Origin of the sequence: Salimicrobium salexigens (assembly GCF_900156705.1) — a bacterium.
Lineage (GTDB): Bacteria > Bacillota > Bacilli > Bacillales > Halobacillaceae > Salimicrobium > Salimicrobium album.
In genome coordinates this window covers 170,640-191,730 of record NZ_FTOK01000002.1, presented here as the reverse complement: position 1 = coordinate 191,730, position 21,091 = coordinate 170,640, and the positions used below count along the sequence as shown (strand labels likewise).

The following is a 21,091-nucleotide window of genomic DNA, read 5'->3' as shown; positions in this document are numbered from 1 at the left end:
TTCTATTATAAAACAACTTTCTGGCCGGATGCCACTATTTGGCTTTCACGCTTGAAAAAGTCGCGCTGTCACAGCGCGACTTTTCTATTTTTCTCCATTGGTACGTAAAGTGTGAATAATTTTATTAGCCGTCTCTTCCACAGCCTTGTGGGAGACATCTATTACTTCACAGCCGATATCTTCGACAATTCCTTCAAAATAGGAAATTTCCTGTTTGATCCTTTCAAGATTGGCATAACTCGCCTCATCGCCCAGACCTAACGCTTTTAAGCGTTCTTTTCTTATATCATTCAATTTTTCGGGCGTTATCTTCAGGCCTATACATCTTCTTGGATCAACTTCGAAAAGTTCCTTCGGTGGTTTGACTTCCGGAACGATTGGAACGTTGGCAACTTTAAGCCGTTTATGCGCCAAATATTGGGAAAGAGGGGTTTTGGAAGTCCTGGAGACCCCGATAAGTACAATGTCGGCTTTCTTTATCCCTCGCGGATCCCTGCCGTCATCGTAGCGGACTGCAAATTCGATCGCTTCCACCCGCTTGAAATAATCTTCGTCAAGTTTGTGGACGAGTCCTGCTTCAAGCCTAGGTTCTCTACCGAAGTGTCTCTCCATAGAGTCTATCATAGGCCCCATTATGTCTACACATTCCAACTCTTCTTCTTCGGCCCGTTTAAGCAGATACTTTCTGAGTTCCGGCGATACCAGGGTGAACCCGATTAACGCTTCATGTTCCTTTGCCTGAATCAGCGTTTCATCGATGATCGATTCATCTTCGATATATGGTATTCTCTGTACGTCAAAGGGTCCATCATTAAACTGGCTCAAAGCCGCTTTCACTACGAGTTCCGCCGTTTCCCCGACGGAGTCTGACATAATATATACAAATGGTTTGACCATGCTGTCCCCTCCCAAAATGATTTACAGGTGCTCGTCTCTCCCGAGTTCGACCAGCGCTTTCGCTACATTCGTCTTCGTCAAACGGCCTACCACTTCAAGGCCGTCTTCCTTTTCCTCCACGACCGGCACTCCATCTATCTGTCTTTCAATTAATGTCTGGGCGGTATCGAGCAGTAAATCTTCTGCTGAACAGTAAGCAATATTCGGCATTCGGGTCATTATGATGTGTACGGGTACCGAAGTGAGATCCTGATTCCCTATGCTTGCCCGCAGTAAATCTTTCCTCGAGAGGATGCCTGTCAGTTTAGCATTTTCATTCGTGACGAAAATAGTACCTACATCCTCCAGAAACATATTAACAATAGCATCGTAAACCGATACATTCTCATCTACAACAATCGGGATCGATTGAAAATCTCCCACTTTGAATTTTTTCAGTTTCTCCGTAAGCAGTTCCGATCCGGTTTTACCCGTAAAGAAATAGCCTACTCTCGGCCGGGCATCAAGGTAGCCGGCCATTGTCAGTATCGCAAGATCAGGCCGCAACGTGGCTCTCGTGAGACTAAGCTGATCAGCTATGTTTTCACCGGTAATAGGGCCCTGTTCTTTTACGATTTCAATAATTCTTTCTTGTCGGTTGGACAGATCCATGATTTCACCACCCTCGTCCTAACTATGCCATACTATTATTTAATATTATATACATTTTTTAAAAGAAAGGAAAAGAAGGGAGGCGTCAATTCTGCTGTTTCCACTGGATAGCATTGAAGTCTGCAAAAACGTATAGAGTGTCCGCCACGTTCTTTAAAAGTGCCAGACGGTTCATTCTCACTCTTTCATCTTCCGCCATGACCATAATATTGTCGAAGAATGAGTGAATCGGCTCCGCCAGTTCGCTCAGAGTGCGAAGAGAAGCATTTATTTCTCTTTCCTCCAGTTGTTTAAAGAATGCTTCTTTCACTTCTTCATGTTTTTCATATAGCCTCAGTTCTTCTTCTTTTTCAAATAAAGCTTTATCCACTTCGGCACCTTCCGCTTTGTCGGCCATATTCAATGTTCTTCCGAACGCTTCCTGAACAGCGCGGAATCCATCTTCATGCCTTTTTCCGGAAAGCAGATGGGCTTTTTCTTTCGTGAGGGGGTAATTACCGCTCCCTTCCGCTAGCACCGCTTCCACGACATCGCTTTCTACATCTTCTTTTTTCAGCAGGTAGGCGGTTCTTGCATTGAAAAACTCATGGACGTTGGCTCGAAGTTCCGTTTCTGCTGCTGTTCCAACCGCCTTCTCCCCGTAATAGGACACCGTTCTGTCCAGAAGTTCCGTTATATTGATATCAAACCCGCGTTCCTCGATGATTTTAAGAACCCCGAGCGCCTGCCTCCTTAGACCATAAGGGTCCTGGGAACCGCTCGGAAGGTTTCCTACAGCTATCGCCCCGACGATTGTATCCAGTTTATCAGCCAGGCTTAACACGGCACCTGTAACTGTTTCAGGCACGGCCCCTCCCGCCTGTTTCGGAAGATACTGTTCACGGATAGCTACAGCCACATCATCATTTTCCCCGAAAATGCGCGCATATTTTTCACCCATGATTCCCTGTAAATCAGTGAACTCGTCGACCATTTGCGTAACGAGATCGAATTTGGATATACGGGCTGCCCTTTGCACATTTGCCCTGTCACTATCTGAGATAGCGAGTTTGTCGCTTATGATAAGAGCTATATCTTCATTTCTGCTCACTTTTTCAGCGAGAGTTCCCAGTTCTTCCTGATAAACGATTTTACCAAGCTTTTCAAGCCTTTGTTCAATCGATACCTTCAGGTCTTCTTCGTAAAAGAACTCGGCATCCGACAGTCTTGCCCGTAACACCTTTTCATTCCCCTTCGCTACATTATCGATGTGCTCTCCATTGCCGTTTCTCACACCTACAAAGTAAGGGAGAAGATCCTCTTCCCGGTGCACGGGAAAGTAACGCTGATGTTCTTTCATAGAAGTGATCAGTACTTCATCCGGTACCTTAAGAAAGGACTGGTCAAAACTCCCGCTGAACACCGTTGGGTACTCTACGAGGTCCGTGACTTCCCATAACAGTTCTTCGTCTTCGTGAATGTTCCAGTTTTTCTCCTGTTGCAGCTGCTCCAGTTGACGCTGAATATCCGCTTTCCGTTCGTTACGGTCCACTGCCACAAATTGTTCGTAAAGAGCGCTTACGTACTGGGAAGGGCGTTCTATTGTAACGGTTTTTCCTAAAAACCGGTGACCGCGCGTAGTTTTTCCTGCGGAAACCCCTTCGATTTCCAAAGGAATGATTGTTGACTCGAACAAAGCGACGAGCCAGCGGATCGGTCTTATGAATTTAAGGGAATGATTTCCCCAGCGCATATTTTTCGGAAAAGCGAGGGACAGGATCACGTTCTTATAGTCCTGCAGAATAGTTTCCGTCTCTTCGCCTTTAATATATTTATCTATGTGCGCATAAGACGTACCGTTAACCTCTTCAAAGTAGATATCCTCCGGGGTTTTTCCCTGACCTTTGGAAAAACCGATAGCTGCCTTCGACCACTCTCCATTTTCATTTACCGCAATTTTTTCAGCAGGACCTTTCGCCTTTTCCTCGGTATCCGGCTGCTTTTCAGGCAGCCCTTCTATATATACGGCCAGTCTTCTCGGAGTGGAATATACAGTTATCCAGGTGAATGGCAGTCTGTTCGCCTCCAGCCACTCTTTTGTTTTTTCTCTCAGTTGATTTTCGGCACTGCTGATGAATCGGGCAGGCAGCTCCTCAAGACCTATTTCGAATAGTGCCTCATTACTCATGAGTCGATTCCTCCTTTAACATTGGAAAACCTAGTTCTTCCCGCTTCTCTACATACGCCTTCGCTATCTTTCTCGCCAGGTTACGCACTCTTCCGATATAACCGGTCCGTTCAGTGACGGATATGACGCCTTTTGCATCCAGAAGGTTGAACGTATGGGAACATTTCAAAACGTAGTCATAGGCAGGGAAGACGAGATTTCTCTCCATGAGCTTCTCCGCTTCTTTTTCATACGTTGTAAAAAGTTCAAACAGCATCTCTTCATCCGATTCCTCGAAAGTATAGACGGAATGTTCATACTCGGGCTGAGAAAAAATATCGCCTACGGTCACCCCGTTCGTCCATTCCAGCTCGAATACGTTTTCTTTATCCTGAATATAGGAAGCCAGCCGCTCAATACCGTACGTAATTTCCGCAGAAACCGGTTTCGCTTCCAGACCGCCTATCTGCTGGAAGTAGGTAAACTGAGTGATTTCCATGCCGTCAAGCCACACTTCCCAGCCAAGGCCGGCAGCACCGAGGGTCGGGTTTTCCCAGTTATCCTCCACAAAACGGATATCGTGCTGCAACGGGTCGATTCCGAGAGCTTCCAGGGACTCCAGATATATCTCCTGTATGTTGTCCGGAGACGGTTTCATTATGACCTGGAACTGATGGTGCTGGTAAAGTCTGTTCGGATTCTCTCCATACCTTCCGTCAGCCGGACGACGTGAAGGTTCCACATAAGCTACATTCCACGGTTCCGGTCCCAGACTCCTTAACAGCGTCATAGGGGACATCGTCCCGGCCCCTTTCTCCGTATCATAGGCCTGCATTAAAATGCATCCCTGGTCTGACCAGTGTTTCTGCAAAGTTAATATCATCGTTTGGATATCCATTCCACTACCTCCTGTATATTAAAGAAATTCTTATTACTCACCATCCTGCACGAAAAATCCCGCCCCTATGCCGTAAAGACATAGGGGCGGGATTTCCGCGGTTCCACCCTATTTGCCGATACGTCCTGACGTATCAGCCACTTTCCGATCATTGCTCCGGACTGCCTTCTTCGGAGGGAAATGGGCTGCCTTGCACCTGTTACAGCCTCGCTGGGCATCTCCGCTTCCGAGTACTACTTCCCTTCTTCACAATGTATATGATATATGAAAGCATACATAATCTGAGCTCCACTTGTCAATAAAACTTATCCATTTGCTTCAAAAACTTCCGGGACTTCAGAAAATACCCTCCGTATTGTTCGTAGTACCTGTCCAAAAGCTGACGAAGCTTTTCTTTATTTTCTTTCTTCATTGATATGTTTCCGAGTCTCTTCAGGTCCATTTCTGCGAGCAGAGGCAGCAGACTGCTGAATCTCTCCGACAAGTCGTAACGATCGGGATCTACATGTTTACACCTGTTGCAGAGATATCCTCCCTCTGCGACAGAAAAAGAAAAAGGACCTTCCGAATTTCCACAATTAATGCACCTGGAGAGAACCGGAGCAAATCCTGCTTTCCTGTAAATTTTCAATTCGAACATCATCGTGACAATTTCCGGATCCCGGCCTTCATCAATGTAGGTAAGTGTTGTAAGAAGTTGTTCGAAAAGGAATGGGTCCGGCTCTTTTTCTTCCACCAGTTTATCAGCGAGTTCACAGGCAAAAGAAGCGTATCCCGCCTTTAATATATCTTCCCTCACTGATCGAAAAGAATCGACAGTTTCTCCCTGGGACATCGATCCCATGCCGCTCCCTATATATATAAGGTAGTTGCCGTAAATAAAGGGCTGGGTCACCGAACTCATTCTGCTGCTCGGTTTTTTCGCTCCCCGGGCCATTACAGTAATCTTTCCTTTTTCCCGTGTCCAAAGCGTGACAATTTTATGAGTTTCTCCGTAATCTCTTGTCCTGATAACCAGACCCTCGATTTTTTCCAACAAACTCTTTCACCTGTCCTCCCACTCATGATTCTTTCCCCGTCATTTCAAACCTGTCTCCCACGGAGTAAATATTTCACTTAAAATAGGCGGGGCGAGGAGTGTCTCTATTAATAGTCATCTTCTCTGTATCCGAAGTCATTCAGATCAATCGACCGGTTTCTCCAGTCTTTCTGAACTTTTACCCAAAGCTCAAGAAAAACTTTGCTGCCGAGGAGCGCTTCTATGTCTTTCCGGGCTCTTGTCCCTACTTCTTTCAGCATGCTTCCCTGCTTTCCGATGATTATACCCTTCTGTGACTTTCTTTCTACAACTATAATTGCCTGAATGTGAAGAGAACCATTCTCCTCTTCATCTATTCCCTCTATTTTTACCGCGATGGAGTGAGGGATTTCTTCTCTTGTCAGGTGCAGAACTTTCTCTCTTATGAATTCACTTATAACAAATCGCTCGGGATGGTCTGTAATCTGATCTTCCGGATAGTATTGCGGCCCTTCCTCAAGATGGCCTTTGATAACCGTGAGAAGATGGTCGACATTGTTTCCTTCCAGAGCAGAGATGGGAACGATTTCTGTGAACTCCATCAGCTCTCTGTACTGCTCAATAAGCGTAATCAGTTTATCAGGATGCACGCGGTCGATCTTGTTGATGATCAGATAGACGGGGCGGTCCACGTTCTTCAGACGGTCCACAATGAACTGGTCGCCACGCCCATAACCTTCCTCGGCGTTTATCATAAACAGAATAATATCCACTTCGTTCAACGTCTGCTCAGCAGTATTGACCATATAGTTCCCGAGCTTATGTTTCGGTTTATGGATGCCCGGGGTGTCAATGAACACTATTTGGCTGTCTTCATCGGTATATACACCCTGTATTCTGTTTCTTGTCGTCTGCGCCTTGTCACTCATAATAGCAATCTTTTCACCGATCACCCGGTTCATGAATGTGGATTTCCCCACATTGGGCCTGCCCACAATGGCTGTGAAGCCGGACTTAAACGTATCTGACATATGTCATCCTCCATACTTATAAATTTGGCACGAAAATTACCAGAGCAATCATTACTGCAAAACATGCAGCAATAAGAACTGCTCCGGCTGAAGCATCTTTAATCACTTTCACTTCCTGATGATAGGACGGATGAATGAAATCCATCACCCGTTCTATCACAGAATTGACGACCTCCAGGGACAGGACGAGCCCCATCGTCAAAAACAATACTGCCCATTCAATGGGTGAAATGGAAAGGAAGATTCCTGTTAAAAGTACGGCTACAGAGGCAAAACAGTGGATTCTCAAATTCCTCTCTGCCTTTACCACGGCAAGGATACCCGACAGGGCGAAGCGGAAACCTATCCGCTTATTTCCTTTACTTCCTTTCAAGTCCGAATTCATTCAATATGTCCTCTTGACGTTTGAACATTTTCTTTTCGTCCTCTTCCTTTTCATGATCATACCCGAGCAGATGCAGGAGGCTGTGAAGGGCAAGAAAAGAAAACTCCCTCTCTAAAGAATGGTCGTAATCTTCCGCCTGCTCATTTGCTTTATCAACGGAGATAACGATATCCCCGAGCATTCGCGGCATATCTTCATCGATGGCCTCAAGCTCATCTTCCCCTTCTTCAAGCATAGGAAACGAGAGAACATCTGTCGGCTGATCTATCTGCCGGTAATTTCTGTTCAGTTCCTGAATCTGCGAATTGTTGACAAAGGTAATGGAAAGTTCATTATCCCCTGCTACCCCCTCTTTCTCGGCAGCAAAAGATAACACCCGTTCAATCAGATCCACAAATGCTTCATCGATGGAATTCGTTTCATCATGAAAATCGATTTTCAACATCTTGATAGCCCCCTCTATTCTTTATCTTCATACGCTTCAATAATCCGCTGCACCAGCGGATGTCTAACAACGTCCGTTTCATCAAGATGGATGAAAGAGCTTCCTTTCACCTTCGACAGCTTCTGTTTCGCTTCGATAAGACCGGAATTCATCCCTTTCGGAAGGTCCACCTGGGTTATGTCCCCCGTAATAATCATTTTCGATCCGAAACCGAGCCTTGTCAAAAACATCTTCATCTGCTCCGGCGTAGTGTTCTGTGCTTCGTCAAGAAGAGCGAAAGCGTCATCAAGCGTCCGTCCTCTCATATAAGCAAGCGGTGCAATTTCAATCGTTCCCCTTTCAATCAGTCTTGCCGTGTGCTCAACACCGAACAAGTCATGTAAGGAGTCGTAAAGGGGACGAAGGTACGGATCGACCTTCTCTTTCAGATCTCCGGGCAGGAAACCGAGACTTTCTCCGGCTTCGACAGCAGGCCGGGTGAGTACAATTCTCTTGACGTCTCCATTCTTCAGCGCGTTGACAGCCATAACTACAGCAAGATATGTCTTTCCCGTCCCGGCAGGGCCTATACCGAAAGTCAGATCGTTCCTTTTAATGGCACTGATATAATCTCTTTGCCCCAGTGTTTTCACACGAATCGGTTTTCCTTTGGCGTTTCTCGTTATCTCATCTTCATACAATGCTTCGAACTGATTAATTTTACCTTTTTTAGCAAGCTCAATAGCATATACAATGTCTCTCTCCGTAACGCTGAGGCCTTTGCGTATGAGCGCCAGCAGGGAACCGATAACATCTTCTACGATGGCTACGTGTTCCGGAACACCGGAAACGTTCACTTTTTCTCCTCTGGAAACAATAGTTACACTTAACTGTTCTTCCATCTGTTTAAGGTTTCTGTCTTCCGTCCCGAACAGCGTGAGCGCTTCTTCGGGACTGTCCAGATGCACATCTATCGTTTGTAAGTCTTCCTGCATATTCAATCTCCTTGATTAATATATTTCGTTGCATAAAATTTTGATTTAATTTATATTTTAGAATTAATTTTACTTTACCACTGTCTGTATAGCGGTGCAAAACTTTTCCTCCAGTCCCTGTGCTCTTCGTAATAAGGAGGAGGCTATGTATGTTTATAGTTTTCACATACCTTTTCACAGCTCCTTCTAAACCACGAGCAAAACCCGGCCTGCATTCAGCAGACCGGGTCTCATGCTTCACCATCTTCTTAAAGGCCGATGGGGACGTTTTGCTCTTGGCGGACCCAGGATCTCACTCATTATGACACCGTCCTGAATTCGTCTTTTCGTCCAATTTTCCCTGAGGAACGGATGGACTTCCTGAGTCTCGTCTTCTTTTTTATCTACAACGAGATCTCCGTGCTGCAATATTCCGTCATGTTTTCTCTCGGATGCTTTTTCAACGTGTACATTCTCTTCTTCAAAATCCTGATCCGCGTGTTCCTTCATCTCTTCATACTTCTCGTTGAGAGAAGGGGCGGGACTGTTCTGCCGTTCCGGTACGGAGGAAGGGCTGTTATCTTCCCGGTTTTCCTGAGAACGCTGGAAGAGAGAAAAAATCCCGTAAAGTACAGCTCCCACTATGAAAATGTTTGAAAAGATCACTGATATTAAATCTCCCACTGATCATCACCTCTTTCTTCAAAAGCTTGAAAATGAGGTCCAATTACTTGCCGTTGTCCTCGTCATCCGTTTCTCCGGTAGTACCTAACGTTTTTCTCATGTCGGTATCCGCATCAATGTTCTGGTAGTTCATATAATCCATAACTCCCATTTTTCCGGAACGCAACGCCTCTGCAAGAGCCTGTGGTACTTCCGCTTCCGCTTCGACCACTTTCGCCTGCATTTCCTGAACACGGGCGCGCATTTCCTGCTCCTGGGCGATAGCCATCGCTCTTCGTTCTTCCGCTTTCGCCTGAGCGATATTTTTATCAGCTTCTGCCTGGTCCGTCTGCAGAATGGCTCCGATGTTCTTACCGATGTCTATATCGGCAATATCAATCGAGAGAATCTCGAAAGCCGTACCTGCATCAAGCCCTTTTCCGAGAACGTTTTTGGAAATCGAATCCGGATTCTCAAGCACTTTATTGTGGTTCTCACTGGAACCGATAGTAGAAACGATACCTTCTCCGACACGTGCGATAATCGTGTCCTCCCCGGCACCCCCTACGAGCCGGTCGATATTAGCCCTGACCGTGATACGGGCTTTCGCTTTCACTTCAATACCGTCCATAGCCACACCGGCGATGAAAGGAGTCTCTATCACTTTAGGGTTAACACTCATCTGAACAGCTTCCAGTACATCCCGGCCGGCCAGGTCGATCGCTGCACATCGCTCGAAAGTCAGTTCTATGTTTGCACGGTGCGCGGCAATAAGCGCATTGACCACCCTGTCCACATTACCCCCGGCCAGGTAGTGGCTCTCGAGCTGGTTCGTATTAATATCAAGACCGGCTTTATGAGCTTTGATCAGAGGGTTGATGACTCTGGCGGGAGTTACCCGTCTTAATCTCATACCCACAAGACTGAATATACTGATCTTGACCCCTGCAGCCAGTGCGCTGATCCACAGCATCACGGGGATGAAAGTGAACAGTACAGCTAAAGCAATAATAATGATTCCAACGATGATTAATGGCATCAATTCCTGTAACGTCATGATTTTTCCTCCTTATTATCTCCAATTTCCCGTACTACAATTCTTGACCCTTCCACTTTCACGATTTTGATTCCTGTACCTGCCTGAATAAATGACCCTTCACTCACTACATCCAGCCTTTCGTCTCCGAAAACTCCAGACCCGGAAGGACGGAGAGGGGTCAGACTTTCGCCTGTCTCGCCTATCAGTTCCAGTCTGCTTCGGGACGAAACGTAGCCTTCCGAAGTATTTGTGGAATCGCTCAGAACAATTTTTTTAAAGAAGTTGTTCTGGAAACCGACAAATTTAAAGAGCAGAACTGACGCTACGATAGTAACGACAATGGCTATTCCGATGCTGAAAGCCATGTGTCCGAGGTCCTGGCCGGACATGAGAAGCGAAGCCACAATAGCGACCGCTCCTCCAATCCCGGCAATTCCTCCCGGCAGGAAGATCTCTGCGATAATAAGCGCTATTCCCGCTACAAGCAGAATGATCGCTTCAAGTCCTGCAAGTCCGGCGATTACGTGCCCATAAAAGAAAAGGACAAGCGACATAATACCTATAGAACCGGGAATACCAAAGCCCGGAGTATATATTTCCGCTATAAGCCCTAAGCTTGCAAGCGATAACAATATAGGTACGACCGCAGGGTTTGTCAGGAATCTGGCAAGATTTTCGGAAAATGTAGGCTCAACCCTCACGGTATCGGAAGGCTCAAACCCGAGTTTCTTAACGACAGCGTCCATACTGGAAAGCGTTTCTGAAGAATACCCCACCTCTACTGCCTGTGCAGGGGTCAATGTAAGAAACTCTCCCTTCGGAGCTCCATACTCGGGTAAGTCTATACTTTTATCCGCCATGGCTTTTGCATACAAAGGGTCCCTACCGGTATTCTCTGCTGCCGCAGTCATAGCTGATATCCAGGCTGACTGGGCTTTTTTATCGGCTGCTGTTCCGTCCGAATTAATGACTCCGGAGGCCCCCATGGTCGACTGGGATTTCATATAGATCTCATCCATATTCAAAGCTATATAAGATCCGGCAGAGTACGCACGACTAGTGACGTAGGCAGCGGTCGGGACGTCAGTATCGGTTAAATACTCCCCTATCTCGTTCGCTGCATCCACGCGTCCGCCCGGGGTATCGATTTCGAATATAAGTTGCTTCGCCCCCGCATCTTCCGCTTCAGTTATTGCTCTGTCGATAAACGAGGCCATACCTTTCTCCACCGTTTCTTCAACAGGAACTACATACACCTCGCCCGCCGCTTCCACGGAGACAGGAGCTAATAACATAAGCAGAAATGGAAAGAGTAATATGAAGCTTTTCCATTTCCTGATCACGCTCACCGTCATCCCCCCTTTCGTCTCGCTTATATCTTATACGTATGTAGCTGTGAAAACGTTTCAGGGAATTTATGAAAAAAGACCTCTCGTTTCTGAGAGGCCTTTTCTTTGTTTATGATAATTGCTTCATAACTTCTTTATTGACCTGGGTGCCGTCCGCTTTTCCTTTTACTTTAGGCATAACGGCAGACATTACTTTACCCATGTCGCTTTTACCGGAAGCATCGACTTCATTAATGGTTTCGGAGACTACAGCCTCCAACTCTTCTTCCGTCAACTGCTTCGGCAGATAGTCGTTTAGAATGTTGATTTCTTCCCGAAGGTCACTTACAAGGTCATCCCGACCAGCTTGTTTAAATTCTTGGAGGGAATCTTTCCTTTGTTTTACCTCACGCGATAAAACCGTCAGTTCCTCTTCTTCCGTCAGATCATTCTTACCGAGTTTTATCGCTTCGTTCTGCATGGACGATCGCACCATACGGATAACGCCAAGTCTTTTTTTATCCCTGGCTTTCATAGCGACTTTCATGTCCTCTGTAAGACGTTCAGAAATAGTCATTTTATCTCTACACCCTCTTCACAGAACACTTACTTGCGCTTTCTTGCTGCCTCGGATTTTTTCTTACGACGAACGCTTGGCTTATCGTAATATTCACGCTTACGAGCCTCAGCCAGAGTACCGCTTTTAGATACGTCTTTCTTGAAACGACGAAGAGCATCCTCTAAAGATTCGTTTTTGCGTACGCGAGTGGTCTTAGACATATTACTTCCCTCCCTCCGAAACAAACAAAACTAGTTCAAGATATGGACAGACCCCATATCTTTGTCAATTATATTACACCAAATTCATCAGGTCAACAAGCACTCTGCTCTTAATAATCAGATGTGCCTTCTTTCCCCTGAATGATCGCAATTCCGGAACTCGCTCCAATTCTCGTAGCTCCGGCATCAATCATCTGTTTTGCATCTTCGTAATCTTTTACGCCGCCTGATGCTTTGACTCCCATGTCGTCGCCGACTGACTCCCTCATAAGAGAAACGTCTTCCAGTGTGGCTCCTCCACCCGAAAAACCGGTAGAGGTCTTCACGTAATCAGCACCGGCCTGTTTAGCAAGTTCGCAAGCTGTGACTTTTTCTTCATTTTCAAGAAGAGCGGTTTCAATAATCACTTTTACAGTGGCTTTACCGGCTGCGGCTTCCACGACAGCCTCGATATCTTTTTGTACCGCTTCCGTGTTGCCGCTTTTCAGTTCCCCTACATTGATGACCATGTCCACCTCTTCGGCACCATGTTCAATCGCCGTTTTTGTTTCATATACTTTAACTTCTGTTGTAGATGCGCCAAGCGGGAAACCGATAACCGTACAAACCATTACATCTGTATCTTTCAACTGTTCGTTGCAGTAAGAAACCCAGTATGGATTTACACAGACAGAAGCGAAATCATACTCTTTTGCTTCTTCGCATATCTGTTCGATTTTTTCCTTCGTTGTTTCGGGTTTAAGCTGTGTATGGTCAATCATCTTTGCCAGTGTGCTCATAATACATCTCCTTTTCAGCTTGTTCGTACATCTAATTCCATAGTAACTGTTTTCAAATCAAAAGAAAAGCGTTTTCTTATTCTTCCCATTCATACGACAGGGCAGAGAGGAAATATAAAGCAGCTGTTTCCATTCTTAAAATGCGACGGCCGAGCCGCACCGGTTGAAAAAATGCCCCGTTAAGCACAGAAACTTCTTCCGGAGTGAATCCGCCTTCCGGGCCTATAACCAGACAGACGCTCTCACCGGGGTCCACTTTTCTGATGTACTTGGACAACCGTGATTCCGTCTCTTCCCGGGCTTCGTTTTCATAAGCGAACAACAGATGCCCGAACCCCTCCGTCCACTCGATGACCTGCTTTAAGGATGCCACCGATTTAACTTCGGGGATCATCAATCTTTCCGATTGTTCAGCAGCTTCCTTGGCAATTTTATTCCATCTTTCCACTTTTTTCTGCTGCCTTTTTTCATCCCATTTTGCCACGGACCGCCCAGCCTGAAAAGGAATCATTTCCGTCATCCCCAGTTCCGTGCCTTTTTGCACGACCCACTCCACCTTGTCGGATTTTCCGATTGCCTGCACGATAGTCACTTTCTGGGGAAGTTCCGGATCGGTTTCGAGCGGATACTTCAGTACGCAGTATACTTCCTCATCTATCTCTGTTATTTCCGCCTCAAAGGCTTTCTTATCAGGGTGAACTACTGTCACTGTATCTCCAGGGGCCATTCTCATAACTTTCCGTATATGATGCACATCCGGACCGGTGATCTTCACTCTGTCTTCATACCAGTTGTCACGTCCTGCAAAGTACCTTTGCATCATCCGTCCTCCTGCAGCGGACGTCTTGCCGTATAGGAAACCCAGTCTTTCATGTTAGTCGTTTCCACGATTTCAAATCCGGTTTCCTTCAGGCTGTTACGTACGAGGTCTTTTTTTCCTTCTATAATTCCGGATGTTATAAAATAACCGCCCGGCTTCAGCAACGAGAAGGCGTCTTTTGGAAACTTGACGATGATCTCCGCAAGTATATTGGCGACGATGACATCCGCCTCCTGTGTGACGCCTTCCAGAAGGTTGTTTTCCTTCGCTTTCACCCTGTTCTCTACACCGTTCAACTGTGCATTGTTTCTGGTACTCTGGACCGCTATCTCATCCAGATCAAACGCATGTACGTGAGCTGCTCCCAGAAGCACGGCTCCTACACTGAGGATACCGGACCCTGCGCCGACATCAAGTACCACGTCCCCATCTCTAATATATTTCTCCAGCGCCTGCATACTGAGAGCCGTAGTGGGGTGTGTTCCGGTTCCGAATGCCATGCCGGGATCCATCTCAATTACAAGTTCTTCCGTTGTGTCCGCTTCATAATCTTCCCAGGTCGGTGCAATTGTGATTTTTTCGGATATTTTTACCGGTTTATAGTATTTTTTCCAGGAGTTTGCCCAGTCCTCTTCCTTTATTACCGCTACAGTAATTTCATTATATCCAATGTCAATGCCATAATCGGTAAGAGACGCCACTGAGGCCTCAATCTCTTTTATAACCTCCGGCGATGAAGAACTCTCGGGCAAATATGCTTTAACGATAACACCATCTTTCGGATAATTTGAAGGATCCAGATCATAGATTTCCCCGAATCTTGCGGCATATTTTTCAAGATCCGACGGGTCCTCGATCACTACTCCGCCTGCCCCGGATTCCTGTAGGAGGTTTGAAACCGGTTCTACCGCTTCATTTGTTGTATGTATACTAATTTCGGACCAATTCATTTCCTCCACCTGCTCTTTCCTCATTTATCTTCCAAAAATATAACAGAGAGTGTTTTATCACGGACCGTATTTGAAAGCGGTCTTTATCGACACTTCCCTTTGAACACGCCCTAAAACAAAATACTCCATGTAAATGGAAGGAGGAGCTCCTCCTTCCTATCTTACATCGAGCATTATATTTACACAAAATTATTCACCTTTAAAAGCACGTTTCATTCTTTCGAAAAAGTTTCCATGCTGTTCTTCGGCTGTCTCATTCCCGCTGATTTCGTTGAATTCACGGAGCAGTTCTTTCTGTCTGTCCGTCAGGTTTTTAGGAGTAACCACTCTTATTTTAACATGCTGGTCACCGTGGCCGCGGCCATGAACGTTAGGGGAACCTTTCCCTTTCAAGCGGAAGGTTTTGCCTGTCTGCGTTCCTGCAGGAATCTTCAGCATAACTTTTCCGTGCAGGGTCGGCACTTCGATTTCGTCACCGAGCCCGGCCTGAGCAAATGTGAGTGGCACTTCACAGAAAATGTGATCGCCGTCACGTTCATAGAATTCGTGACGTTTGACCTGGATAACTACATACAGATCCCCGGCAGGACCGCCGTTGACACCTGCTTCTCCTTTTCCTGGAATCCGTACCTGCTGGCCTTCATCCACACCTGCAGGAATGTCCAGATGGATGGAATCCGTCTTGGTTACCCGGCCGTTTCCGCCACAGGTCGCACATTTTTCTTTAACGATTTTTCCGGACCCCTGGCAGTGATGACAGACGCGGCGATTAACGACTCTGCCGAATGGTGTATTCTGTTCCTGATTGATCTGCCCTGCCCCCTGACAATGAGGGCACGTTTCCGGAGAAGTGCCAGGCTTGGCGCCTGAACCGTCACAAGTGTCACATTCTTCTTCCCGTGGAATCTCTACATCCGTACTCTTGCCGAAGATCGCTTCTTCGAATTCAAGAGTCATCGTATACTGCAGATCATTACCTCTTCTCGGTGCGTTCGGATCGCGTCTGCGTCCCCCGCCGCCGCCGAAGAACATATCGAAAATGTCACTGAAACCGCCGAAGTCTTCAGCTCCGCCGAAACCACCCTGACCCATGCCGGGACCTTCATGACCGAACTGATCATACTGAGATCTTTTCTGATCATCGCTCAGTGTTTCATACGCTTCTTTTACTTCTTTAAATTTCTCCTGAGCCCCTTCTTCTTCGCTTACATCAGGGTGATATTTTCTGGCGAGTTTGCGATAAGCTTTCTTAATATCCTGTTTTGAAGCATCCTGGGAAATTCCAAGGACCTCATAATAATCTCGTTTACTCAAATTCCATCACTCTCCCGAACTCTGTTACAAGCATAATTATAGAACGATATGTCCCTTCCTTCAACAGGCGTCCGAAAGAAAATCCGCCTTACAGGCGGATCACCTCTTCCAGCTTGCCCTGCACTGACACGTTCATTCTGTTGAAAAAAGTCAAAGCCAAGAAAATCCTGACTTTGACTTTTTTGATCTTTCTTATTTATTTTCGTCTTTATCCTCGTCGTTCACTTCTTCGTAATCAGCATCTACAACATCGTCCTGACCTTCTTCGCCTTCACCCTGCTGTTGTTGCTGGGCGGCCTGCTCGTACATTTTCACGGACAGCGCCTGAACCTGCTCCTGAAGGTTGTCGCGCTTAGCTTTGATGTCTTCCAGATCTTCGCCTTCAAGTGCTGTCTGCAGCTCAGCTTTAGCATCTTCAGCTTTTTGTTTCTCTTCTTCACTTACCTGTTCGCCAAGATCTTTGATCGTCTTGTCTGTAGTGAAGATCAGCTGATCAGCTTCGTTACGAAGTTCGATTTCTTCGCGCTTCTGCTTGTCAGCCTCAGCGTTTTCTTCGGCTTCGTTAACCATACGCTCCACTTCTTCGTCGGAGAGACCGGAAGAGGACTTGATGGTAATGGATTGCTCTTTGTTCGTTCCGAGATCTTTGGCACGAACGTTTACAATACCGTTTGCATCAATATCGAAAGAAACTTCGATTTGTGGTACACCGCGCGGTGCCGGCGGGATATCAGTCAGCTGGAAACGACCTAGCGTATTGTTATCCTGGGCCATTTCACGTTCCCCTTGCAGGACGTGAATATCGACAGCTGTCTGATTGTCCGCTGCTGTAGAGAAAGTCTGGGAATGACTTGTAGGAATCGTAGTGTTTCTTTCGATAAGTTTCGTCGTTACGCCACCCATCGTTTCGATACCGAGAGAGAGCGGTGTTACGTCCAGAAGAACAACGTCCTTGACGTCTCCCTGAAGCACTCCACCCTGAATAGCGGCACCGAGAGCCACTACTTCATCCGGGTTTACGCCTTTGGAAGGTTCTTTTCCTACTACTTTTTGAATACCTTCCTGAACAGCAGGAATACGAGTGGAGCCACCTACGAGAAGAATACGGTCAATGTCGGATGCACTCATGTTCGCATCTTTAAGAGCCTGACGTGTAGGTTTCATCGTACGCTCCACGAGCTCGGAAGTAAGCTCTTCGAATTTCGCACGGGTAATTGTCATCTCCAGGTGAAGAGGACCTGCTTCGCCCGCTGTGATAAACGGAAGGGATACTTGCGTCTGTGCTACTCCGGACAGATCTTTCTTAGCTTTTTCAGCGGCATCTTTCAGGCGCTGTTTAGCCATTTTGTCTTTGGAAAGATCGATTCCGTTTTCTTTTTTGAATTCTTTGACCATGTGGTCCATAAGAAGTTCGTCGAAATCGTCACCACCGAGACGGTTATCCCCTGCCGTGGACACAACTTCGAACGTACCGTCACCAATGTCCAGAATGGACACGTCAAACGTACCGCCACCAAGGTCATATACAAGGATTGTCTGATCCTGGTCTTCTTTGTCAATACCGTATGCAAGCGCCGCAGCTGTAGGCTCGTTAATGATACGTTCTACTTCAAGGCCTGCAATCTTACCGGCATCTTTTGTAGCCTGACGTTCGGAATCGTTGAAGTAAGCAGGTACTGTAATAACTGCCTTCTCCACTTTTTCACCGAGATAGTCTTCCGCATATTCCTTCAGATACTGAAGGATGATTGCTGAAATTTCCTGTGGTGTATATTCTTTTCCTTCGATTTCCACTTTGTAATCCGTGCCCATGTGACGTTTAATGGACTGGACAGTGTTCGGGTTAGTGATAGCCTGACGCTTCGCCACTTCCCCTACCTGACGTTCGCCATTTTTGAACGCTACTACAGATGGAGCAGTACGGTTCCCTTCCGGGTTAGGGATTACTTTCGATTCCCCGCCTTCCATCACTGCTACACAAGAGTTTGTGGTACCTAAATCAATTCCGATAATCTTACTCATAGTGACTTCCTCCTTCAATACATTAAACTTTTATTGGTTTACTTTTACCATAGCAGGGCGAATCACGCGGTCATTCAGTTTGTAACCGGTCTGAAGTACATCGACGACCACGTTTGATTCATAACCCTCTTCCTCCACCTGCATCATTGCCTGATGCACATGAGGGTCGAACGTTTCTCCCTGGGCACTTATTACTTCCACACCCTCTTTTTCAAGAGCGCTCCACAATTGGTTATATACCATTTTCATCCCGTCGACAAACCCTTGAGCGGATTCTTCTTTAACTTCTGTCTGTAAAGCACGCTCAAAGTTATCCAGGACAGGGATCAATTCTTCTGTGAGAGACTGGGATCTGTATTTACGATCCATCTCTTTTTCTTTCTGTGTACGCCGACGGAAGTTGTCGAAATCCGCCTGTACACGAAGCATTCTTTCCTGGATTTCGTCTCTTTCCTGCTCGACTTTCTCCAGTTCTGTCTGCTCTTCTGTGTATTCGGACACTATATCTTCAGGGTTTTCTTCTGTCCCATCCGATTCGTTCATAACAGTATTAGTGTCTTTTTCTTCTTCTGCCATGAAGGCCACCTCCCAGGGTTATTCTCACCGTTACTGAATATAACACATATAAACACCATCACAAAAGAAAGTGACAGCAACAAGCGGAACCTTCGTTTAATACCATTCCCTGAAGGTTTCCGTCATGTGTCTGGACAGTTCTTCCACTAACGTTACTACGCGGTTGTATTCCATACGGGTCGGCCCGAGCAGAGCCAGTGTCCCCACCTGCTGATTCCCGAGGTAGTAATTAGCGGTAATGATACTGCAGTGCTGAAGGGCAATGAAAGGATTTTCATGACCGATCATTGTCTGAATACCCTTATCGCTCGTTTTCAAAAGGCTGGCAATATCCTTTTCCTCTTCAATCATGGACATAATAGACCTTATCCTGTCTATGTCCTTGAATTCGGGCTGCATCAGAATATTGGTCTTTCCCCCTACGTAGAGCTTGGCGGAGTTATCATTGGCCAAAGCTGCACGAAGGTACATGAAAGCATCATTGAAGTGTTCGGCATGCTCTTTCAAAAGAGAAAAAATTTCTCTGTTCAATCTCTCGGGCACTTCAATCAAAGCCACGCCTTTCAAACGCTCGTTAAGGATATTGACCATTTTCTCAAGATCAGTCGATTTAATCTCCACCGGTGTTGAAAACACGCGGTGTTCCACATGACCCGTGTTGGTAACGAGCACTGCTACAGCTTTTTCATGAGACAGGGGAGTAATCTGGATTTGTTTAAGTCTGGTTTCGAAAACTTCCGGCCCGAGAATGATAGAGGTGTAATTGGTAAGGTCAGAAAGTATTCCTGCAGACTTTTCCACCACCTGTTCAAACTCCAGCGTTTTCTTCCCGAAAGATTCCCGAATGAGGTTTTTCTCCCTGGAACTCAGTGTGGAGGGAGAAAGCAGATGATCCACATAAAATCGATACCCTTTCTCAGATGGAGCTCTTCCTGAAGAGGAGTGAAGCTTTTCCAGAAAACCCATTTCCTCGAGATCCGCCATCTCATTACGAATAGTCGCCGGACTGTAGTCCACGGTTTCTTTCTTGGAAATGTACCGTGAACCCACCGGTTGGGCAGTAAGAATAAAATCATCAACGATTACTTTTAGTATTTGCAACTGACGATTTGTTAGCATCGATGATCACCTCTGTTAGCACTCATTGGTTCCGAGTGCTAAATCTATAATTAAGTTATCAAAAGGTCAGAAAGATGTCAACGAATAAACCGGAAAAATTCTCAGTCGATTAAAAAAGATGCAAAAACGTCATTGCCGAACAGTTTCCCCTGTTCCGTCAGCTTTATATATCCGCTGTCCTCTTCTAAAAGGCCCCGTCCGATCAACGTATCTACGGCTCCTCCGAAAACTTCGTCAGGGTCCCTGTCGTACTTCTCTTCAAACCGTGCCCGGGAAACACCTTCCATCTTCCTCAGCCCGAGAAACATTTCTTCTTCCATCATTTCTTTCAATCCTACCGGTTCTTCATGCAGTACCGGCTTTCCGTCTTCAAATACTTTCTTCAAATAGGCAGGGAGCGGCCTGATGTTTATGGTCCGTTTTCCAGGCAGGTATCCGTGTGCGCCTGCACCGATCCCATAATAACAAGCGTTGTCCCAATAAGTCAGGTTGTGCTCGCTCTCATAACCCGGACGGGAAAAATTGCTTATTTCGTAATGGTAAATGCCTTCTTCCCGGAGTTTTCTCTGCAGGAGATGGTACATTTCCACTTCATCTTCTTCCGGGGGTTTTGAAAGTTCACCTTTTTTGTAACGCTGATGGAACACCGTTTTCGGTTCTATTTGTAACGAATAAGAGGAATAGTGAGGCAGGTTCAGTTCAAGTGCCTTGTCCACAGATTCCTCAAAGAGCTCGACGGACTGGTTCGGAAGACCATACATCAGATCGATGCTGATATTGTCTATCCCTGCCTTACGCAACCTTTCAATATTAAGATATACATCTTCTTCTTTATGGACCCTGCCCAGTTCCTCCAGAAGTGTATTATCAAAAGTCTGAACTCCGAGAGAGATCCGGTTTACTCCGTATTTCGCAAGCAGATCGGCTTTCTCCTGATCAAGATCACCCGGGTTCGCTTCAAAAGTATATTCTTCACATTTATCTATATCAAAATGGCCATCGATCATTTTAAGCAATTTTTCCAGCTGGACGGCTGTCAGAACCGTAGGTGTACCGCCTCCTACATAAATCGTCTTCATCACTTGTTTCGCATCCGGGACATACCCGTCCATTTCGATTTCCAGCGCTTCCAAATACTGATCTGCAGCTTTCTCGTCGTAAAAGAATTTAACAAAATCACAATAGTGACAAATCTGCTGACAAAACGGAATGTGGATGTAAGCTGAAGAAATTTTCATATTTATTCCTCCCCACTAAAGAAAACCGCAAGCATTTCC

The 21,091-nt window shown here is 46.1% G+C and carries 22 protein-coding genes; all 22 read right to left on the bottom strand.

From position 1 onward, the window contains the following. Nucleotides 1-84 precede the first annotated feature (84 nt). Nucleotides 85-897: a pyruvate, water dikinase regulatory protein gene (locus BW931_RS03180; RefSeq protein ID WP_008588801.1), complete on the bottom strand. Its 813-nt coding sequence runs from the start codon at nucleotides 895-897 to the stop codon at nucleotides 85-87. Between the two features lie 21 nt (nucleotides 898-918). After that, nucleotides 919-1,548 (bottom strand): transcriptional regulator CcpN, encoded by a 630-nt coding sequence (locus tag BW931_RS03175; RefSeq protein WP_008588798.1) that lies wholly within the window; start codon nucleotides 1,546-1,548, stop codon nucleotides 919-921. 85 nt (nucleotides 1,549-1,633) lie between these two features. After that, nucleotides 1,634-3,715, bottom strand: coding sequence for a glycine--tRNA ligase subunit beta (glyS, locus tag BW931_RS03170; protein WP_076569889.1), 2,082 nt, complete (start codon nucleotides 3,713-3,715; stop codon nucleotides 1,634-1,636). Beyond that, nucleotides 3,708-4,592, bottom strand: coding sequence for a glycine--tRNA ligase subunit alpha (gene glyQ / locus BW931_RS03165; protein ID WP_076569887.1), 885 nt, complete (start codon nucleotides 4,590-4,592; stop codon nucleotides 3,708-3,710). The genes glyS and glyQ overlap by 8 nt, the downstream gene beginning before the upstream one ends. 295 nt (nucleotides 4,593-4,887) lie before the next feature. After that, the gene (gene recO / locus BW931_RS03160) at nucleotides 4,888-5,631 is read right to left on the bottom strand and encodes a DNA repair protein RecO (RefSeq protein ID WP_076569885.1); all 744 of its coding nucleotides are present in this window, start codon (nucleotides 5,629-5,631) and stop codon (nucleotides 4,888-4,890) included. Between the two features lie 107 nt (nucleotides 5,632-5,738). After that, entirely contained in the window at nucleotides 5,739-6,641 is a 903-nt protein-coding gene (gene era, locus BW931_RS03155; protein WP_076569884.1) for a GTPase Era, read from the bottom strand. A gap of 16 nt (nucleotides 6,642-6,657) precedes the next feature. After that, on the bottom strand, nucleotides 6,658-7,026 hold the full coding sequence (locus tag BW931_RS03150; protein WP_076569882.1) for a diacylglycerol kinase family protein: 369 nt from the start codon (nucleotides 7,024-7,026) through the stop codon (nucleotides 6,658-6,660). After that, nucleotides 7,001-7,468 (bottom strand): rRNA maturation RNase YbeY, encoded by a 468-nt coding sequence (gene ybeY, locus BW931_RS03145; protein ID WP_076570205.1) that lies wholly within the window; start codon nucleotides 7,466-7,468, stop codon nucleotides 7,001-7,003. Before ybeY ends, BW931_RS03150 begins: the two co-directional genes overlap by 26 nt. 17 nt (nucleotides 7,469-7,485) lie before the next feature. Further along, nucleotides 7,486-8,445 carry a PhoH family protein gene (locus BW931_RS03140; RefSeq protein ID WP_008588786.1) on the bottom strand — a complete coding sequence of 320 codons (960 nt, stop codon included), beginning with the start codon at nucleotides 8,443-8,445 and terminating at the stop codon, nucleotides 7,486-7,488. A gap of 237 nt (nucleotides 8,446-8,682) precedes the next feature. Continuing rightward, the gene (locus BW931_RS03135) at nucleotides 8,683-9,108 is read right to left on the bottom strand and encodes a hypothetical protein (protein WP_076569880.1); all 426 of its coding nucleotides are present in this window, start codon (nucleotides 9,106-9,108) and stop codon (nucleotides 8,683-8,685) included. A gap of 43 nt (nucleotides 9,109-9,151) precedes the next feature. Further along, nucleotides 9,152-10,144 (bottom strand): flotillin-like protein FloA, encoded by a 993-nt coding sequence (gene floA, locus BW931_RS03130; protein WP_008588782.1) that lies wholly within the window; start codon nucleotides 10,142-10,144, stop codon nucleotides 9,152-9,154. Continuing rightward, nucleotides 10,141-11,481 (bottom strand): NfeD family protein, encoded by a 1,341-nt coding sequence (locus BW931_RS03125; protein WP_076569878.1) that lies wholly within the window; start codon nucleotides 11,479-11,481, stop codon nucleotides 10,141-10,143. The genes floA and BW931_RS03125 overlap by 4 nt, the downstream gene beginning before the upstream one ends. Before the next feature lie 103 nt (nucleotides 11,482-11,584). Continuing rightward, nucleotides 11,585-12,031, bottom strand: a complete 447-nt coding sequence (locus BW931_RS03120; RefSeq protein WP_076569876.1) for a GatB/YqeY domain-containing protein — start codon at nucleotides 12,029-12,031, stop codon at nucleotides 11,585-11,587. Nucleotides 12,032-12,060: 29 nt separating this feature from the next. After that, nucleotides 12,061-12,234, bottom strand: a complete 174-nt coding sequence (gene rpsU, locus BW931_RS03115) for a 30S ribosomal protein S21 (RefSeq protein WP_008588775.1) — start codon at nucleotides 12,232-12,234, stop codon at nucleotides 12,061-12,063. Nucleotides 12,235-12,344: 110 nt separating this feature from the next. After that, the gene (deoC, locus tag BW931_RS03110) at nucleotides 12,345-13,016 is read right to left on the bottom strand and encodes a deoxyribose-phosphate aldolase (RefSeq protein WP_143541855.1); all 672 of its coding nucleotides are present in this window, start codon (nucleotides 13,014-13,016) and stop codon (nucleotides 12,345-12,347) included. Nucleotides 13,017-13,089: 73 nt separating this feature from the next. Next, complete coding sequence (locus BW931_RS03105) at nucleotides 13,090-13,833, bottom strand: 16S rRNA (uracil(1498)-N(3))-methyltransferase (protein ID WP_076569872.1); 744 nt, start codon at nucleotides 13,831-13,833, stop codon at nucleotides 13,090-13,092. Further along, on the bottom strand, nucleotides 13,833-14,783 hold the full coding sequence (prmA, locus tag BW931_RS03100) for a 50S ribosomal protein L11 methyltransferase (protein WP_076570204.1): 951 nt from the start codon (nucleotides 14,781-14,783) through the stop codon (nucleotides 13,833-13,835). The genes BW931_RS03105 and prmA overlap by 1 nt, the downstream gene beginning before the upstream one ends. Nucleotides 14,784-14,972: 189 nt before the next feature. After that, nucleotides 14,973-16,097: a molecular chaperone DnaJ gene (gene dnaJ / locus BW931_RS03095; protein ID WP_008588767.1), complete on the bottom strand. Its 1,125-nt coding sequence runs from the start codon at nucleotides 16,095-16,097 to the stop codon at nucleotides 14,973-14,975. Between the two features lie 192 nt (nucleotides 16,098-16,289). After that, nucleotides 16,290-18,119: a molecular chaperone DnaK gene (gene dnaK / locus BW931_RS03090; protein WP_076569870.1), complete on the bottom strand. Its 1,830-nt coding sequence runs from the start codon at nucleotides 18,117-18,119 to the stop codon at nucleotides 16,290-16,292. Nucleotides 18,120-18,149: 30 nt separating this feature from the next. After that, a complete protein-coding gene (grpE, locus tag BW931_RS03085) occupies nucleotides 18,150-18,695 on the bottom strand; it encodes a nucleotide exchange factor GrpE (protein WP_008588763.1) in 546 nt (181 codons plus the stop codon). Between the two features lie 96 nt (nucleotides 18,696-18,791). Beyond that, a complete protein-coding gene (hrcA, locus tag BW931_RS03080; RefSeq protein WP_076569868.1) occupies nucleotides 18,792-19,814 on the bottom strand; it encodes a heat-inducible transcriptional repressor HrcA in 1,023 nt (340 codons plus the stop codon). A gap of 101 nt (nucleotides 19,815-19,915) precedes the next feature. Next, on the bottom strand, nucleotides 19,916-21,052 hold the full coding sequence (gene hemW / locus BW931_RS03075; protein WP_076569866.1) for a radical SAM family heme chaperone HemW: 1,137 nt from the start codon (nucleotides 21,050-21,052) through the stop codon (nucleotides 19,916-19,918). Between the last annotated feature and the right edge of the window lie 39 nt (nucleotides 21,053-21,091).

What these genes read in the sequence shown, in the direction of transcription:
- BW931_RS03180 (WP_008588801.1), bottom strand. Translation starts at nt 897, where the DNA reads ATGGTCAAACCATTTGTATATATTATGTCAGACTCCGTCGGGGAAACG.
- BW931_RS03175 (WP_008588798.1), bottom strand. Translation starts at nt 1,548, where the DNA reads ATGGATCTGTCCAACCGACAAGAAAGAATTATTGAAATCGTAAAAGAA.
- glyS (WP_076569889.1), bottom strand. Translation starts at nt 3,715, where the DNA reads ATGAGTAATGAGGCACTATTCGAAATAGGTCTTGAGGAGCTGCCTGCC.
- glyQ (WP_076569887.1), bottom strand. Translation starts at nt 4,592, where the DNA reads ATGGATATCCAAACGATGATATTAACTTTGCAGAAACACTGGTCAGAC.
- era (WP_076569884.1), bottom strand. Translation starts at nt 6,641, where the DNA reads ATGTCAGATACGTTTAAGTCCGGCTTCACAGCCATTGTGGGCAGGCCC.
- BW931_RS03150 (WP_076569882.1), bottom strand. Translation starts at nt 7,026, where the DNA reads ATGAATTCGGACTTGAAAGGAAGTAAAGGAAATAAGCGGATAGGTTTC.
- BW931_RS03140 (WP_008588786.1), bottom strand. Translation starts at nt 8,445, where the DNA reads ATGCAGGAAGACTTACAAACGATAGATGTGCATCTGGACAGTCCCGAA.
- floA (WP_008588782.1), bottom strand. Translation starts at nt 10,144, where the DNA reads ATGACGTTACAGGAATTGATGCCATTAATCATCGTTGGAATCATTATT.
- BW931_RS03125 (WP_076569878.1), bottom strand. Translation starts at nt 11,481, where the DNA reads ATGACGGTGAGCGTGATCAGGAAATGGAAAAGCTTCATATTACTCTTT.
- BW931_RS03120 (WP_076569876.1), bottom strand. Translation starts at nt 12,031, where the DNA reads ATGACTATTTCTGAACGTCTTACAGAGGACATGAAAGTCGCTATGAAA.
- rpsU (WP_008588775.1), bottom strand. Translation starts at nt 12,234, where the DNA reads ATGTCTAAGACCACTCGCGTACGCAAAAACGAATCTTTAGAGGATGCT.
- BW931_RS03105 (WP_076569872.1), bottom strand. Translation starts at nt 13,833, where the DNA reads ATGCAAAGGTACTTTGCAGGACGTGACAACTGGTATGAAGACAGAGTG.
- prmA (WP_076570204.1), bottom strand. Translation starts at nt 14,783, where the DNA reads ATGAATTGGTCCGAAATTAGTATACATACAACAAATGAAGCGGTAGAA.
- dnaK (WP_076569870.1), bottom strand. Translation starts at nt 18,119, where the DNA reads ATGAGTAAGATTATCGGAATTGATTTAGGTACCACAAACTCTTGTGTA.
- grpE (WP_008588763.1), bottom strand. Translation starts at nt 18,695, where the DNA reads ATGGCAGAAGAAGAAAAAGACACTAATACTGTTATGAACGAATCGGAT.
- hrcA (WP_076569868.1), bottom strand. Translation starts at nt 19,814, where the DNA reads ATGCTAACAAATCGTCAGTTGCAAATACTAAAAGTAATCGTTGATGAT.
- hemW (WP_076569866.1), bottom strand. Translation starts at nt 21,052, where the DNA reads ATGAAAATTTCTTCAGCTTACATCCACATTCCGTTTTGTCAGCAGATT.